The organism is Pseudomonas yamanorum (assembly GCF_900105735.1).
Taxonomy (GTDB): Bacteria; Pseudomonadota; Gammaproteobacteria; order Pseudomonadales; family Pseudomonadaceae; genus Aquipseudomonas; species Aquipseudomonas yamanorum.
In genome coordinates this window covers 6,372,887-6,389,143 of sequence record NZ_LT629793.1, presented here as the reverse complement: position 1 = coordinate 6,389,143, position 16,257 = coordinate 6,372,887, and the positions used below count along the sequence as shown (strand labels likewise).

Sequence of the window (16,257 nt, the reverse complement as noted above, 5' to 3'; positions counted from 1 at the left end):
ACACAGATCCCGAGTACGCCCTACAACTGACTGATTTACGTTAGAAGGGTCTGGTGGTGTTGCTGTACTTCTCCAGGTACTTCAAACGTTGTGACGGTTGAAGATTAGTCAGGGTGATATCCCCGGCATAGTGATTAAGGACTCGGTGATCCATGCGTCGTCGCCACAAGTACGGTACATAAGCCCAGACAATCATGCTGGCATAACCGTAGGGCAGTTGCGGCGATTCATCAAAGTGACGCAGGGACTGATAACTTCTGGTTGGGTTGGCGTGATGGTCAGAGTGGCGCTGTAGTTGGAACAGAAAGATATTGGTCACAATCCGGTTGCTGTTCCACGAATGCCGTGGCGAGCAGCGCTCATAACGACCGTTGGGCAACTTCTGGCGCTTGAGACCGTAATGCTCGACGTAGTTCACCACTTCCAGCAGCGAGAAACCGTAGATGCCCTGGATGATCAGGAACGGAATCACTGCCGCGCCCAGCCACGCAATCATCGCGCCCCACAACACCACACTGTACATCCAGGCGCTGAGTACGCCGTTCTTCCAGTGCCAGGCCGGCAGGCCGAGTTTGCGCAGGCGCTCACGTTCCAGGTTCCATGCCGAGCGGGCGCTGAACCACACCGAGCGTGGCAGGAAGGCCCAGAAGCTCTCCCCCAACCGCGAACTGGCCGGATCTTCCGGAGTGGCGACACGTACGTGGTGGCCACGGTTGTGTTCGGTGTAGAAGTGCCCGTAGAAGGTCGGCGCCAGGGTGATCTTGGCCAGGATGACTTCCAGCAGGCGCGGCTTGTGCCCCAGTTCATGGGCCGTGTTGATGGCGATGCCGGTGGCGGCGCCGGTGGACATCGCCATGCCCAGGTAGGTGAACCAGCTGATTTCGCCGTGCAGTTGGGTGCGAGCGGTGATGAACGCGGCGGTCTTGGCCAGCCAGCTCGACGGGTCCAGGGTGGCGGTAGCGTGCAGCAGACCGCCGCCGATGATCCAGTCGATGCCACCGGCCGCCAGCCACCCGGTGATCACCACCGAGGAGATGACAAACAGCACGCCGGTGTAGACGATCCAGCGGTAGTAGCTTTGGGATTCAAGGTTGCTGACGGCGGATTCCGGCGGGTTGCTGACGTCTTCACCCAGCAGGCCGTCGATTAATGGGATCAGGCCGAAGATCACCAGTACGCCAACCCACCACAGCTGTTGCACACCGGTGGAGATGGCCAGGGCGCCAGAGAGCAAAGGGGTTGCCAGGGGCATAATGCCGAGCCACCACAGGTGGCGTTTGCCGTCGGTCCAGACGTTCGGGGCAGCCAGGGTCTGATTCATGGCAACCTCCGTACGCGGCAGGTGGGCAGGGAGCAAAAATCAACACTAGACAGGTACACGGAGCGATGACTGCTCCGAGAATTCAACCATGCGATAAAAGGCGTTTTTTTCATTATTTTATTCGCTCTTAGGCATTTCAAAAATTGTTTCAAATTAGACATTGAAATAATTTTTTTAAATAAATAGCGCGGAATCGTTAGGTCGTCAACTAAATTCTTGAACCCTTTTGAACGTGACCGGGCAGTCTCTTTTTCAGCCGCTTGGTCAGGTGTCTAGGGCAAGCATTGACGGCGTGGAACCGCGAGTTCAGTCGCACAATTATTTGCTCGCCACGGCAAATGGCGGATGCAAAATCGTGGCGCTTTCCGGTGGCCGGACACGCTTGGCCACCTGCTCGACCAGGGCCGCGACACGCTCGGTAGCCGTTATCGGCAACATATGCCCGCGCCCTTCCACCAACTGCAGCTTGAGGCCCGGCACCCGGCTGGCCAGGGCCTGACCGTGTTTGCGGAAGTCCAGCACCTTGTCTTGCGCGCCATAGATCAACCCGATGGGCAGGGTCAATTGCGGGTAGCGCTTGACCATGTCCGGCAGGAAATCGTTGACCAGGTTGATCTCGGTGGAGGCGGCATAGAAGTTGTCGGGCCGCATGCCAAGCAATCCTCCGCCGCGGGTGGCGAAGTCTTCCGGAGCGGGGTCGGGGGCGAACACGCCCTTGACCACCGAGCCTTTCGTCAGCAGGCCTATAGGCATGGTCAGGGTGTGGGCCATGTAGCGCCGCAACCATCCCGGACGTATCGCCAAGGACATAAACACCAGCGGCAGCATGCGCTGGGGATGGGTGAGCGGCGCCACCAGGATCAATCCGGACACCGCGTGGGGATGGTCCAGCGCCAGCGCCAGGGAAATCGCCCCGCCGAGGGAATGCCCCAGCACCAACGGCTTATCCAGGTCCAGAGTCTTGATAAAGCTCGCGACTTGCCGGGCCTGGCCAGGCAGGTCGGCGGCCGTCCCGGCATGCCGGGTGGAATAGCCCGAACCCGGACGATCCAGGGTGATCACCCGAAAGTGCTCACGCAATTGGGCAGACAAGGCATACGTCAGGTTGCGACTGCTGCCCATCAGCCCGTGGATCATCACCAGCGGCGGGCCCTTGCCCTCGTCTACATAATGAAAGCGCTCGCCGTTGATCTCCAGAAAGCGCCCGTTGATCGGAACAGCGGCTTCTATACGCCGTGTCATCCGGGCACTGAAGCCCCACAACACTACGCTTAACCCTACAAACACACCCGCAGCGACAACCCATTCGACAGCCATAGCTCGGTCCTCTGCATCCCTGCGTTGCTGGCGGCCCGACCGGTATTGGTCAAGACCTCAGCCATCGTCCACCCCTGGACCTAACTGCGTGCGTAAAAGCTCTCGTCCGTCGGATAAGTCGCACTTGAGGAACTGGGTCGTAGCCTAGACGATATTTTCAGGTAGATTATTTAAAATCTTTTTTAAAATAAATAATTCAATTTTTCTTTGCAATGGTGTTCTATCTAAAAAGCCAAAACAAAAACAAGGAGCACATCCGATGTCGAAACCCGTAAGGCGCCACCGGCCCACGAGGGACAGCCTATGAATGCCCATGACACCGTCGACATCGCCATCATCGGTTCCGGATTTGCCGGCCTGTGCATGGCGATCAAACTCAAGGAAGCCGGGTTCAACGACTTCTTTGTCGCCGAGCAGGCCGATGCCCTTGGCGGCACCTGGCGCGATAACCACTACCCCGGCTGCGCCTGCGACGTGCAATCCCATGTCTATTCATTTTCCTTTGCACCCAACCCGGACTGGACGCGGCAATTTGCGCCCCAGGCGGAGATTCGCGCCTATCTGGAACAGTGCGCCCAACGCTTCGAGCTGGCGCCGTTCCTGCGCTTTGGCATGGGGCTGGAGCAGGCGGTGTTTGATGAGGTGCAACAGCGTTGGAGCCTGAGTTTCAGCAATGGCCGCCAGGTCAGCGCGCGGGTGCTGGTATCCGGAATGGGTGGCTTGTCGCGCCCGGCGCTGCCGGACATTCCCGGCCTGGACAGCTTCAAGGGCAAGCGCTTCCACTCCCAGCAGTGGGACCACGAGTATTCATTGAAGGGCAAACGCGTGGCGGTGATCGGCACTGGCGCCAGTGCCATTCAGTTCGTGCCGCAGATCGCGCCACAGGTGGCCCATCTGGACCTGTTCCAGCGCACCCCGCCGTGGATCATGCCCAAGCCCGACCGGCCGATTTCACGCGTCGAGCGCTGGGCTTTCAAACACCTGCCGTTCACTCAGCGCCTGGTGCGCGGTGCGTTCTATTGGGCGCTGGAAGGCCGCGTGGTGGGCTTTGCCCTGCACCCGCGCCTGATGAAAATGGTGCAGAAAATCGCCGTGCGCCACCTGCACAAACAAGTGGCCCGCCCTTCCCTGCGCAAGACCCTGACGCCGGACTACACCATCGGCTGCAAGCGCGTGTTGATCTCCAACGACTACTACCCGGCCCTGTCGCGCAGTAACGTGCAGGTGGTGACCGACAACGTGCAGCGCATTGAGGCCGACGGGGTTGTCACCGCCGACGGCATCAAGCACCCGGCCGATTGCATTATCTTCGGCACCGGTTTCCAGGCCACCGATCCCCTGCCCCGCAACTGCATCATCGGCCGCCACGGCATCGACCTGATGGACACCTGGCAAGACGGTGCCCATGCCTACCTGGGCACGACAGTGCCGGGTTATCCGAACCTGTTCCTGATCGTTGGCCCCAACACCGGGCTGGGGCATAACTCGATGATTTTGATGATCGAGGCCCAGGTCACCTACATCCTCGATGCCTTGCAACAAATGCAGCGCCATCGCATCGCCACGGTGGACGTCAAGCCAACGGTAGAGTTGGCCTACAACGCCAGGCTGCAGGAAAAACTCAACGGCACCATCTGGTCCACCGGCGGCTGCAAGAGCTGGTACCTGGACCCGCGCACCGGCAAGAACACCACGCTGTGGCCCGGCTCCACCTGGCGCTTCAAGCAGGTCACCCGGCACTTCGCCCTCAAGGACTACGTCGCCAATCTGGTGCCGGTACCTTCCACCCCGCGCTCGGCCGCAAATCCCCACACCACCGCAGAAGGGAGCCTGTCATGAAGTCATTCAACGGCCGCGTGGCGGCCATCACCGGCGCGGCGTCAGGCATGGGCCGCGCGTTGGCCCTGGCGTTGGCGCGTGAAGGCTGCCACTTGGCGCTGGCGGATAAAAACAGCCAGGGCCTGGAGCAGACCGTCGCACTGATCAAGGCCCAGGTGCTTGCGCCAGTGCTGGTGACCTCGCAGGTGCTGGACGTTTCCGACCGCCAGGCGGTGGAAGAGTGGGCGGCCCGCTGCGCCGCGGAGCATGGCCAGATCAATATGATCTTCAACAACGCCGGCGTCGCGCTGTCCAGCACCGTCGAAGGCGTGGATTACAGCGACCTGGAATGGATCGTCGGGATCAACTTCTGGGGCGTGGTCTACGGCACCAAGGCCTTCCTGCCTTACCTCAAGGCCAGCGGCGACGGCCATGTGATCAACACCTCCAGCGTGTTCGGCCTGTTCGCCCAGCCGGGCATGAGCGGCTACAACGCCACCAAGTTCGCCGTGCGTGGCTTTACCGAATCCCTGCGCCAGGAACTCGACTTGCAAAAAAGCGGGGTCTCGGCCACCTGCGTGCATCCCGGCGGGATCCGCACCGACATCTGCCGCAGCAGCCGGATCGACGCCAACATGACCGGCTTTCTGATCCACAGCGAACAGCAGGCCCGGGCCGACTTTGAAAAGCTGTTCATTACCGACGCCGACCAGGCCGCCAAAGTGATCCTGAGCGGAGTCCGCAAAAACAAACGCCGCGTGCTGATCGGCCGCGACGCCTACTTCCTGGACCTGCTGGCCCGCTGCCTGCCGGCCGCCTATCAAGCGCTGGTGGTGTTCGCCAGCAAACGCATGGCGCCGAAACAACGCAGTGCGCCCTCGCCCGTCCTTGAAACCAACGAAGAGCACCGTCTCTGAACTGGAGTACCGACCATGCTGCCGATTCGCCGCGACCTCCGTTTTGCCCTGCCGGCCGAACGCATCAAGAACTGGCATGAACAAGGCCCGTTCATCACGCACTTTTTCAACGCGCTGTCGCTGCTGTTTCCCCAGGGTGAACTGTTCTTCATGGACAGCGTGCGCCACTACCGCCAGCGCATCGAAGACCCGGAACTGAAGAAGGAAATCCAGGGTTTCATCGGCCAGGAAGCCATGCACAGCCGCGAGCACGTGGCCTACAACGACCTGCTGCAAGCCGCCGGACTGCCCGCGCATACCCTGGATCGCCGGCTGAAGATGATCCTCGACGCGCAAAAGAAATACATGCCCGCCTCCTTCAACCTGGCGGTGACCATTGCCCTGGAGCATTACACCGCGATGCTCGCGGAAATCCTCCTCAGCGATCCCTCGCGGTTCGGTGACTCGGTCAAGGGGTACCAACAGATGTGGTACTGGCATGCCCTGGAGGAAACCGAGCACAAGGCGGTGGCGTTTGATGTGTGGAACAGCGTGATCAAGCCCGGGCCCAAACGTTATTTGCTACGCACCGGGACCATGCTGACCACCACGCTGCTGTTCTGGGTGGTGGTCTTTGATTTTCACCTGCGCCTGCTGTTTGCCGACCGGCGTTCGGGTGGGCATGTGAAGGGTTTCTGGCGGATGCTCAAGTTTCTTTACGGGCCCAAGGGTGTGTTCCCGCGCATGGCGCTGCCCTGGTTGCATTACTTCAAGCCCGGGTTTCATCCCTGGGACCATGACAACCGGGCACGCCTGGCGGGCATTGACCGTTTGGTGGAAGAGATCGAGCAGGCCCATAACGGTTATGGGCCCGCTTGAATCCGCTTAACGCTGGGTCGGGATGCGAATGTCGCCATCCCGGCACTGGCTCTTGACGCTACGCGGGCAGCCGGCGAATGCCAGGTCCTTGGTCAGGCACACCCGCACTTCGGTCAGCACCGCGCCCTTGCAGATCACTGCAAGGCCGTGGTTGCCCATGGCCGGGTTGCTCTCGCGAAACAGCGCTTCGATGTCCCGCGCGCCCAGGCCGCTTGGGACATTGAAGGGCTCAAGCTGCTGCGGGATCTTGACCACGCCCAGTGCCGCGTCGGTCTTGTCCAGGTAGGCTGACGCCTCAAGCCCACTGCAGGTACCGTGCTTGGCCCATTCATGCCTGAGCAGTCTGGGCGACGGGAACAGCGTCCTGCCCTGGGCGAAGTCCGCATCCGACAAGCGCGACTGCGGCTCACACGACGCCGGCCAGCCGCCCTTCGCGTACTGCGGCCACAGCCCATGCAGGACAAACCCGTAGCCCTTGCCCGAACACTGCTGGTCGTCCGGGTGCGTCAGGCAGAAGGTCGGCGACCAGGACAGCGACAACACATAAAAATCAAACTCCCCGGCTTGCCCCTGGGCCCGCGGCGCTGCCGTCGCGGCCCCGGCCAATGCCAGGCAAAGCACAATCCAGGCTGCTTTCATTTTCATCCGTTCATTCCTTAAAAAGACAAAATCAAAGCACCGCTAGACCGCCAGGTTGGGGTTACGTTGTAGCACCCGGTCCATGACCCGGTCGGTCTTCAACGCCTCGATCGCCAGCGCCGGGTGCTTGCTCTCGCCGCGAATATGCGCGTTCATCCCCAGTACGTGATGCCACTGGATATGCGCATGGTTGGGAACCTCCAGCACCTCGCTGGTCTCGCCCTCAAGCCGCAACGGCGCCTCATCGAACACCGAGAACGTGATGCGGCCCTTGCTGCCGATCAACTCCACCAAGTCCTCGCGACGGTCGGCGACAAAGTTCCAGCAGCCCATGCCCAACGCGCCCGAGGCGAAGGTCCAGCAGGCGGTGACGGCATCTTCGGCGGCGTAGCGCCCGGCCTGGCGCGCGGTAAACCCGGCCACATCGACGATATCCCCGACAAGGTACTGGAACAGGTCAAAACCGTGGCTGGCCAAGTCGGCAAAATACCCGCCGCCGGCAATCGCCGGGTCGGTGCGCCAGTTGGCACTGCTGGCATCGTCTTCTGACGGCGGCTTGCACAGGGTCCAGGTCAGATGACGCAACTCGCCGATGCGCCCGTCCTGCAGCCAGTCCCGCACCTGCTGGAAGCGCGGCAGGGAACGCCGGTAATAAGAGACAAACAGGTGCAGCCCGGCCTGTTCGAAGGTGCGTTGCATCAGCGCGCTTTGCTCGGCATTCAGTGACATGGGCTTCTCGACGCAGCAATGCTTACCGGCAGCGGCCACCATCAGGCTGTATTCGAGGTGGCTGTCGGGTGGCGTGGCGATGTAGACCGCGTCCACTTCCGGGTCGTCAATCAGCGCCTGGGCGTCGGTGTAGAACCGGGCAATGCCATGGCGTGCCGCATAATCGCGCACGGCTTCCTCGCGGCGCCCCATCACAGCCACCAGCGCCGAACCTGGCGCTTTGTAGAAGGCGGGTCCACTCTTGAGTTCAGTGACACTGCCACAGCCGATCATGCCCCAGCGTACGGTGTTCATCTGCATCTCCTTCAGGTGAGTTTTTTCGATGGGGCAGTATCGGTGTTTTCCGGCCCCCTCTCCACCCTGCCGGAGAAAGACTCAGCATGACAATTGCATTACACTTTTATGACAATCATCCAGCTGCGGGGGCACAGACGATGAAAATAAGGGCCACGGTGATTTGCGAGCACGACGGGCACATCCTGTTCGTGCGTAAAGCCCGATCGAAATGGGCACTGCCCGGCGGCAAGGTCGAGCGCGATGAGCGCCCGGCAGGTGCTGCCGCACGAGAACTGGAAGAGGAAACCGGGCTGAACGTGGACGGTTTGCTGTTATTGCAGGAGCTGAAGGCCAGCGACACCCTGCACCATGTGTTCGAGGCGTCGGTGGTGAATATCGACGAAGCCCGGCCGCTGAGCGAAATCAAGGAATGCCAGTGGCATCCCTACACGCGCCTGGAAGACCTGGATACCACCCAGGCCACCCAGCAAATCGTCAAATCCTTCCTGCGCCGCCTCTAGTCGGGAACGAACGGCAGCGCGCGCTTGTGGGCCGTCTTGAGGTAGGCGCTCTCGACAATCGCCCTCACCCGCTCACTGATCGACTCGCCCATCAGATAGCTGTCGATCTCGTCATAACTGCAACCATACGCCAGCTCATCCAGCTTGCCCGGGGCCAGCTCTTCCAGGTCAGCGGTCGGTGCCTTGGCCACCAAGTGGCGTGGCCCGCCAAGGGCGCTGGCCAGCAGGCGCACCTGGGTCTTGGTCAGCCCTGAGAGCGGCGCCAGGTCGCAGGCGCCGTCACCGAACTTGGTGAAAAACCCCATCAACGCCTCTGCGCCGTGGTCGGTGCCCACCACCAGGCCATTGTGCAAATTCGCTACGGCGTACTGCGCCATCATCCGCGCCCGGGCCTTGACGTTGCCCTTGATAAAGTCGATGCGTTCAGCACTGGCCTGCCCGGCAGACAGGCTGCCCATCAGCCCGTCGACGCAGGCGGCAATGTTCAGCGTCTCGATCTGGTCCGGTGCGATAAATTCCAGGGAGGCCTGGGCGTCGCGTTCGTCCGCCTGGGTTTTATAGGGCAGGCGCATGGCAATAAAGCGCGCCTCGTAGTCCTCGTTGCGCAATTGCTCCACCGCCAACTGGCACAGGCGCCCGGCGGTGAGTGAGTCGACGCCGCCGCTGATGCCCAGCACTAATGCGTGGCAGCCGGACTGGCGCAAAGTGCCCTTGATGAAGTCGATGCGCCGTTGCAGTTCAGCGCCCTCGCCACCCTTGCCGAGCAGCCGGTTGATCTTCAGTTCTTGTGCGATACGTGCCTGAGTATCCATGTCACATCCCCAGTTGCGAATTGACGTTGCCGACGTTGAACACCTGCGCCGCATACTGCAGGAACGAGGCGTCTTCGCAGACGTTCTTGATCGGGTCATCGGAGAATTTCACCACCGGCTCGCCGTGCACCCGCACCAGTTTCATCACGATGCTCAGCGGCTCCACTCCCTCGACATCACAGGCCAGGCTGGTGCCCATGCCAAAGCCGAACTTGGCCTTGCCCCGCACGTGCCGCAGGATCGGCAGGCATTTCTCGAAATTCAGGCCATCGGAGAACATCAGGTCCTTGGTCATCGGGTCGATGCACAGCTCCTTGTAGCGGGCCAACACCTTGTCGGCCCAGACGATCGGGTCACCGGAGTCCTGGCGCAAACCGTCGTACAGCTTGGCAAAGTACAGGTCGAAATCCTTGAGGAAAAAGTCGGTGCTGATGCAGTCGGTCAGGGCGATACCCAAGCGCCCACGGTATTCGCGCACCCAGTTTTCCAGCGCCGCGTTCTGGCTTTCCCGCAGCCGGCCCAGTTGCTGGTGCACCATCAGCCATTGGTGGGCCATGGTGCCGATCAGCGGCAAGTCGAATTCGTAGGCCAGGTGCGCGTTGCTGGTGCCGATGAACTGGCCGGGAAAGTCGCGGCGCATGATGTCGACCACTTCGCGCTGGGCCTTGAACGACAACCGACGGCGGGTGGAAAAGTCCGAGACGCGAAGGTCCGCCAACTCGTCGCGGGTGAGATTCTTCTCCAGCCAGTCGAACTTCTGGTAGAGCTTGCGGGTGACGTCTTCGAGGGTCACGTCGGGGTATTTGGCGCGGTTGCGCAGTTCGCTGACCAGGGCCAATACCGGCTGTTCGAACATGATGCAGTGCAGCATCGGGCCAACCACGCGGATGTTCAGTTGGCCGTCGACTTCACTGACGTGGATATAGCGCAGGTTGAAGCGGAACAGGCCCAGGAAACGCTCGAAATCCGGGGTCAGGTATTCCCGGCGCTGGTTGAACAGAAAGCGCAGTTCACCTTCGCGCATGTTGAGGCCGGCGAGTTTTTCCAGCTCGGCCCGCAGCTCGGGAATCAGGTGCCCGAGTTTCTCTTTGGAGCGGACGATGAACTGGTATTCCACATCGACATTCGGGTGCTGGTGCAGCACGGCCTGCATCATGGTGAAGGTGTAGTAGTCGGTGTCCAGCAAGCCCTGGATCACGCTGTTCTCGTAGTCGTATGCACTTTCCATGAGGTACTCCTTAACGCGCGGCCATCGCGGCCAGTTCTTCCCGATTGCGGGTAATGACGACGCCTACTTGTTGCAGGTGGTGGACCGCCTGCACACCGCCCTCCTCACTGATGCCGCGGCATGCCGGCAGGTGCAGGATCACTTCGAAACCTGCCTGCAGCAGTTGCAGGGCGGTGGTCTTGACGCAGTAGTCCAGCGCCAGACCGCCGACGATCACGCGCCGGATGCCCTGGGAGTAGAGGTATTCGATGACGCCGGTGGAGAGTTTGTCGTGGAGGTCGTGGTAGCAGGCGCCGTAGGGGTGCAGGTCGGGCTCGACGCCTTTCCAGATGAAGTAGTCGTAGTCATAAGGTGTGGGCAATTCGTCCAGCAGGGTGAAACCCTCGGTGCCCGGCACACAGTGGGCAACCCAGGTGACATCGGCATGCACCAGCCCGGTGGGTTTCAGCATGTCGCTGTGGTGTTGCACCACCCAGGGCGCGTGCGAGGTGTGGGCGTCCTTGCTGCCGACACGGCGTCCGGCGAGGCTGGCCATGTAATTGAGCTCGGCGCCGATCTCGTCACCGCCGGCGACCGGCAATTCATTGGGGCACAGTGGCGTGAAGCTCTTCTGGGCGTCGACGTCGAATGAGGCGATAGCGTTTTTAGAGACGGTCATCTGCGTGTTCTCCTGTGGCCTGGACACAAAAGTACACGTCATGTACTTTCATAGCAAGAAACATTTATTTACCTATGCTGGATCGAGTACACGACATCGCCGCTTGATCCGTTAGACTGTGCCCCACCGCTGCCAACAGGACCCGACATGCCAGACCACGCCCCACCCCTTAGCGCCTACCTGCACACCGTGGACTTGTGCGTGCTGTTCTATTGTCGTGCCTCCGGGGAGTTGAAGATCCTGCTCAACCAGCGCGAAGCCGAGCCATTCGCCGGACACTGGGCGTTGCCGGGCGTGGTGGTGAATGGCGGCGTGCAAGATCTGAGCCTTCAGGATGCCGTGGAACGGTTGCGGGCCAGTGACAAGGTCGGCCTGGCGCTGGCCTGGTGCGAGCAGGTGGGTACGGTGGGTGATGCGTTTCGTGATCCGCGCTGCTGGTCTTCGTCGACCTATTACCTGGCGATCGTGGCTGATGAAGTGACGCTGGCCGGGCATCAGCGCTGGTTCTCGCTGGAGGCGGTGGCGGCAGGCGCGGTCAAGTTGCCGTTCGATCACAACGGGATTGTGGCGGCGGTACAGGAAAGACTGTTTTCCAAGTCGTTGTACAGCAGCTTGCCGTTGATGTTTTTGGGCAATGAGTTCAGTGCACCGGAGGCGACTACGATCTTCTCGCTGGTGCTGGCGCGGCCGGTGCTGAAGACCAGTATTCGCCAGCGGTTGCTGAAGTTGACTGAGGCCGGTTTCTTGCAGGAGACGGGCCGCAAGAAGCATGGCGAAGGCGGACGGCCGCAGGCGACAGTGGAGAACCTGAAGCCTGGCGCGGTGTACTTCTTTGATCGCAGCTTTGCCGAATAAGACCAAGCCCCCTTCCCTGAGCAATGAAGATCAAACTGTGGGAGCGGGCTTGCTCGCGAATGCGGTATATCAGTCAGCATATCCAGCGACTGACACTCCGCATTCGCGAGCAAGCCCGCTCCCACATTTTTTGATCTGCGGTGGTTCAAGGAGATGCGTCCGGCTCAATTCATCCAGTTGCCGCCGTCGACATTGTAGGTCTGGGCAACCACGTAATCGGCCTCTTTGGACGCGAGGAAAACCGCCATCCCGGTGAGGTCTTCCGCCGTGCCCATCCTCCCAAACGGCACCTCGGCCCCCACGCGTTTTTTCTTCTCGCCCAGCGGCAGCCCTTCGTGCTTGGCAAACATCGCGTCCACCCCGTCCCAATGCTCACCGTCCACCACACCCGGTGCGATGGCGTTCACGTTGATCCCTTGCTTGATCAGATTCAGCCCCGCCGACTGCGTGAGGCTGATCACCGCCGCCTTGGTCGCGCAGTAAACCGCCACCAGCGCTTCACCCCGGCGCCCGGCCTGGCTGGCCATGTTGATGATCTTGCCGCCATACCCCTGTTTGATCATCTGCCTGGCAGCCGCCTGTAAGGTAAACAGCGTACCGGCGACGTTGATCGAGAACAGCCGGTCGAAGCTGTCGCGGGTGATGTCGGTGATGGGTGCCAGGTCGAACAAGGCGGCGTTGTTGATCAGGATGTCGAGCTTGCCGGCCTGCGCCACCACGGCGGCGATCGCGGCGTCGATGGACGCCTGGTCGGTGACATCCATCGCCACCGCGTAGGCCTTCGGGCCCAGCTCCGTGGCGGTAACCCGGGCCCGTTCCAGGTTGATATCGGCGATGGCGACGGTGGCGCCTTCGTTGATGTAGGCCTGGGCAAACGCCCGGCCAATGCCTCGGGCGCTGCCGGTGACCAGCGCGCTTTTACCTTCCAGTCGTTTCATGAATGCAGTGTCCCTGAGGTGGTTATTTCGGGTAGCCGGCGCGTTTCATTTCGCGCTCGGTGGTGGACTGCGCCTCGGCCAGTGCCTTGTCGACGGTCATGCCGCCGGTGAGCGCTGCCGAAAACAGCTTGCCCACCGAGGTGCCGATGGCCTGGAACTCGGGGATCGTCACGTATTGGATGCCCACGTACGGCACGGGTTTGGCCGACGGGTGCGCCGGGTCGGCGTGTTGCATCATCTGCAAGGTCACCTTGGCAAAAGGCGCGGCGGCCAGGTAGGCCGCGTTGTAGGTGGACTGGCGCGTGCCCGGCGGGACGTTGGTGATGCCCTCCTTGTCCGCCACCAGCTGGATGTATTCCTTGGAGGTGGCCCAGGTGATGAAGGCTTTGGCGGCGTCCTTGTGCTTGGAGGTGGCCGGGATCGCCAGGGACCAGGCGTACAGCCACGACGAGCCCTTGTCGGTGACTTCGGTAGGCGCGGCGGCAAAGCCCACGCTGTCGGCGACTTTGCTTTGGGTTTTGTCGGTGGTAAACGAGCCGGCCACGCTGGCGTCGACCCAGATCGCGCATTTGCCGCTGTTGAACAGCGCCAGGGTTTCGTTGAAACCATTGCTGGAGACGCCCGGCGGGCCGTAGTTCTTTAGGGTGCTGACGTAGAAGTTTGCCGCCGCGGTCCATTCCGGGCTGGTCAGCTCGGGTTTCCATTGCTCGTCAAACCAGCGCGCACCAAAGGCGTTGGCCATGGTGCTCAGCAGCGCGACGTTTTCACCCCAGCCAGCCTTGCCCCGCAGGCACATGCCGTATTGGTCCTTGGTGGGCTGGTGTAGCTTGGCGGCGAACTCGCCCAGTTGGGTCCAGGTTGGATGTTCCGGCATCGTCAGGCCGGCCTGCTTGAACAGGTCGGTGCGGTAATAAGTCACGGTGCTTTCGCCGTAGAACGGCAAGGCGTAGAGGGTGTTGTTCACCGACAGCCCCTGGCGCACTGCGGGGAAGATGTCTTCCACGTCGTAATCGGCGGGCAGCGGCGTGATCGGCTCCAGCCAATGCTTGGCGCCCCATAGCGGGGTTTCGTAGGTGCCAATGGTCAGCACGTCGAATTGGCCGCCCTGGGTCGCGATGTCGGTGGTGAGGCGCTGGCGCAGCACATTTTCTTCGAGCACCACCCAATTGAGCTTCACCTCGGGGTGCTGCTGTTCGAACACCTTGGACAGGCGTTGCATGCGGATCATGTCACTGTTGTTGACCGTGGCGATGGTCACGGTTTCGGCCGCATGGGCGGCCATCGCGAGTGTGAGGCCGGAGAGCAGGAACAGCGCTTTCGGTATCTTGAACATGGCGGTTTCCACTTATTGTTTTTGTTGTTGACGGCCCGATTACAGCAGCTTGCCCTGGGCCGGACAAACGACTGACGGATGCCCGGCTGATACTTTTTTAACCGCACCGCCAAGATCAAAAAAGTATCAGTGGCGGGCAAAACCCGGGGTAGCGGCTACTTGGACAAAGGGCGTATTTTGGTGCCATTCCAAAAAGCCCAGAAGGGCCAAGCCCATGCCAGCCAGCCGATCCGCCCTTTTCGAGCAGCGCCCCGCCGAGCTGGAAGTGATTCTCGCCGAGCCCGAGCATGGCTTTCGCTGGTACGAACATGACTATCCGTTCGAACTCGCCCGCTGGAACCATCACCCCGAATTCGAAATCCACCTGATCCGCCAGGGAAGCGGCAAGCTGGTGGCGGGTGACTATATCGGTGCGTTTGGCGCCGGCCATGTCGCGCTGATCGGCCCCGACCTGCCCCACGACTGGATCGGCGACCTGGCCCCGGGCGAATACCTGACGGGGCGCGATGTGGTGTTGCAGTTCGACGGTGCGGCGCTGCTGGCCCTGCGCAACACGCTGCCTGAGCTGGGCGACCTGCAAGGCCTGTTTGACCGGGCCCGGCGCGGCCTGGAGTTCACCGGCGAGACGGCACTGAAGGCCGCGCAACTCCTCGAATCCATCGGCCCCGCCCAGGGGCTGGCGCGCCTGATTCTGTTCATCCAGTTGCTGCACACCTTGATGCAGGCACCTTCCGGGGAAGCCCATTGCCTGGCCAGTGCCTGTTACACGCCAAGCTTGGACGCCCGCAGTTCGGAGCGCATTCACAAGGCTTTCGACTACCTGATGACGGAATTGACCGGCGACCTGCGGCTGTCGGTGATCGCCCAGCGCCTGGACATGAGCGAGCCGGGCTTCTCGCGGTTCTTCAAGCGCGTTACCGGCCACGGTTTTATCGACCTGATGCGCAAGTTCCGGGTGCAGCGCGCCTGCCGACTGTTGCTGCAAAGCGAAATGTCGGTGGCCGATATCTGCTTTGAAGTGGGCTACGCCAACCTCTCCAATTTCAACCGGCACTTTCGCATCGAGATGAACCAGACACCCAGCGAGTATCGCAGGGAGACGGCGATGTACCTGTTCAACCGCAACGGTGATCAGGCGCTGCCGTTTACCAAGGCGCACTGAGCCAGGCGTGCCACTTCCAGCTCCCTATCGGCGCGGTGTCGCTGGTCATCCTCCAGAAACCACGCCGCCGACAAGCCGGCGTGCGCCACCACCCATTGCAACAGGCGCTGGCGCTCCAGGCCCGCGGCACCGGCGATGATCTCGACCTGGCGTGCAAATCGCGCCGGATCGGTGCAAGTGGGCAAATCCGGATTGCAGATCAAATTCGCGTAGTCATAGCCGCGCTCGCCGGCCACCCGCTTGGGATCAATCGCCAGCCAGCCCCGGGGGCCGAAATCGAGGATGTTGTCGTGGTGCACATCACCGTGCAGCACCACCGGTTCCTGAGGTGAAGCCAGCAGGCTGCGGGCCGTGGCGGCACACTCGCGTATCCGCCCGCCTTTGCCCTCAGCGGCGAGCCACAGGGAGCGGAACCAGTGCTCCAATGAGTGCAAGCCCGCCGGTGGCGACGGGCGCGGGGCATGCAACAACGCCACGGTGGCGCAGGCAATGCGGCTGGCTTCATCGTCCTGGCCGTTGAGGGCCATGTGCATCAGCGAACCCGGGCCTGTTGCGCGCTCCATCAGCACCGCATCGCCGTCATGCAAAAACACTCGGGCAGCGCCCTCGCCGGCCCACCAGGTCATCAACTCGCCGCCGAGCTTTTCCTCAGGCTCGCGGGCGATCTTGAGCATCGCCGGCTGCCCGTCCCAGCGCACCGGCAGCAGGTCGCTGCCGGGGGTGATGATGGCGTCACCCTCGGGTGTCAGGTTCCAGCGTTTCAAATAGTGATCGAACATCGGACGACTCCCAGTGCGAGGTCCCGCAGGATGCCACAGTCGCGTTCATCAGCTCCGTTACGTTTCTGACCATAAGGCCGACTAAATCGCACTTTT

At 61.6% G+C, this 16,257-nt stretch carries 16 protein-coding genes; 6 read left to right on the top strand and 10 right to left on the bottom strand.

Annotated features, from left to right (window positions below):
- Positions 1–40 precede the first annotated feature (40 nt).
- Both BLU46_RS29770 and BLU46_RS29765 read right to left on the bottom strand, forming a co-directional pair.
- Entirely contained in the window at positions 41–1,321 is a 1,281-nt protein-coding gene (locus BLU46_RS29770) for an alkane 1-monooxygenase (RefSeq protein ID WP_063029341.1), read from the bottom strand.
- A 318-nt stretch (positions 1,322–1,639) separates the two neighbouring features.
- Positions 1,640–2,638, bottom strand: a complete 999-nt coding sequence (locus BLU46_RS29765) for an alpha/beta fold hydrolase (RefSeq protein WP_093209048.1) — start codon at positions 2,636–2,638, stop codon at positions 1,640–1,642.
- A gap of 303 nt (positions 2,639–2,941) precedes the next feature.
- Between BLU46_RS29765 and BLU46_RS29760 the strand changes: the two genes are divergently transcribed.
- Genes BLU46_RS29760 through BLU46_RS29750 form a run of 3 tightly spaced genes read left to right on the top strand, consistent with a single transcriptional unit; the run spans position 2,942 to position 6,231 of the window.
- Entirely contained in the window at positions 2,942–4,477 is a 1,536-nt protein-coding gene (locus tag BLU46_RS29760; protein ID WP_093209043.1) for a flavin-containing monooxygenase, read from the top strand.
- Positions 4,474–5,373, top strand: coding sequence for an SDR family NAD(P)-dependent oxidoreductase (locus BLU46_RS29755; RefSeq protein ID WP_093209039.1), 900 nt, complete (start codon positions 4,474–4,476; stop codon positions 5,371–5,373). Before BLU46_RS29760 ends, BLU46_RS29755 begins: the two co-directional genes overlap by 4 nt.
- A 15-nt stretch (positions 5,374–5,388) precedes the next feature.
- A complete protein-coding gene (locus tag BLU46_RS29750) occupies positions 5,389–6,231 on the top strand; it encodes a metal-dependent hydrolase (RefSeq protein WP_093209036.1) in 843 nt (280 codons plus the stop codon).
- A 6-nt stretch (positions 6,232–6,237) separates the two neighbouring features.
- Here the strand turns inward: BLU46_RS29750 and BLU46_RS29745 are convergent, their stop codons facing one another.
- Entirely contained in the window at positions 6,238–6,876 is a 639-nt protein-coding gene (locus BLU46_RS29745) for a ribonuclease T2 family protein (RefSeq protein ID WP_408003254.1), read from the bottom strand.
- Positions 6,877–6,912: 36 nt separating this feature from the next.
- Entirely contained in the window at positions 6,913–7,893 is a 981-nt protein-coding gene (locus tag BLU46_RS29740) for a Gfo/Idh/MocA family protein (RefSeq protein WP_063029336.1), read from the bottom strand.
- A 140-nt stretch (positions 7,894–8,033) separates the two neighbouring features.
- Between BLU46_RS29740 and BLU46_RS29735 the strand changes: the two genes are divergently transcribed.
- Positions 8,034–8,396 carry an NUDIX hydrolase gene (locus tag BLU46_RS29735; RefSeq protein ID WP_063029335.1) on the top strand — a complete coding sequence of 121 codons (363 nt, stop codon included), beginning with the start codon at positions 8,034–8,036 and terminating at the stop codon, positions 8,394–8,396.
- Here the strand turns inward: BLU46_RS29735 and nadE are convergent.
- Genes nadE through BLU46_RS29720 form a run of 3 tightly spaced genes read right to left on the bottom strand, consistent with a single transcriptional unit; the run spans position 8,393 to position 11,094 of the window.
- Positions 8,393–9,208 (bottom strand): ammonia-dependent NAD(+) synthetase, encoded by an 816-nt coding sequence (nadE, locus tag BLU46_RS29730; protein ID WP_093209032.1) that lies wholly within the window; start codon positions 9,206–9,208, stop codon positions 8,393–8,395. The genes BLU46_RS29735 and nadE overlap by 4 nt on opposite strands.
- A gap of 1 nt (position 9,209) precedes the next feature.
- Positions 9,210–10,436, bottom strand: a complete 1,227-nt coding sequence (gene pncB / locus BLU46_RS29725) for a nicotinate phosphoribosyltransferase (protein WP_093209028.1) — start codon at positions 10,434–10,436, stop codon at positions 9,210–9,212.
- A 10-nt stretch (positions 10,437–10,446) separates the two neighbouring features.
- Positions 10,447–11,094 carry a nicotinamidase gene (locus tag BLU46_RS29720; protein ID WP_093209025.1) on the bottom strand — a complete coding sequence of 216 codons (648 nt, stop codon included), beginning with the start codon at positions 11,092–11,094 and terminating at the stop codon, positions 10,447–10,449.
- A 147-nt stretch (positions 11,095–11,241) separates the two neighbouring features.
- Between BLU46_RS29720 and BLU46_RS29715 the strand changes: the two genes are divergently transcribed.
- Positions 11,242–11,949, top strand: a complete 708-nt coding sequence (locus BLU46_RS29715) for an NUDIX hydrolase (protein WP_093209021.1) — start codon at positions 11,242–11,244, stop codon at positions 11,947–11,949.
- Positions 11,950–12,113: 164 nt separating this feature from the next.
- Here BLU46_RS29715 and BLU46_RS29710 read toward each other — a convergent pair whose 3' ends face one another.
- Both BLU46_RS29710 and BLU46_RS29705 read right to left on the bottom strand, forming a co-directional pair.
- Positions 12,114–12,887, bottom strand: coding sequence for an L-iditol 2-dehydrogenase (locus BLU46_RS29710; protein ID WP_093209017.1), 774 nt, complete (start codon positions 12,885–12,887; stop codon positions 12,114–12,116).
- 22 nt (positions 12,888–12,909) lie between these two features.
- Positions 12,910–14,220 (bottom strand): ABC transporter substrate-binding protein, encoded by a 1,311-nt coding sequence (locus BLU46_RS29705; protein ID WP_093209013.1) that lies wholly within the window; start codon positions 14,218–14,220, stop codon positions 12,910–12,912.
- 214 nt (positions 14,221–14,434) lie between these two features.
- On the opposite strand from BLU46_RS29705, the gene BLU46_RS29700 reads away from it, so the two are divergent.
- Positions 14,435–15,382: a helix-turn-helix domain-containing protein gene (locus tag BLU46_RS29700; RefSeq protein ID WP_063029323.1), complete on the top strand. Its 948-nt coding sequence runs from the start codon at positions 14,435–14,437 to the stop codon at positions 15,380–15,382.
- Here the strand turns inward: BLU46_RS29700 and BLU46_RS29695 are convergent.
- Positions 15,352–16,161 (bottom strand): aminoglycoside phosphotransferase family protein, encoded by an 810-nt coding sequence (locus tag BLU46_RS29695; RefSeq protein ID WP_093209009.1) that lies wholly within the window; start codon positions 16,159–16,161, stop codon positions 15,352–15,354. The two genes, BLU46_RS29700 and BLU46_RS29695, sit on opposite strands and share 31 nt — an antisense overlap.
- Positions 16,162–16,257: the final 96 nt, after the last annotated feature.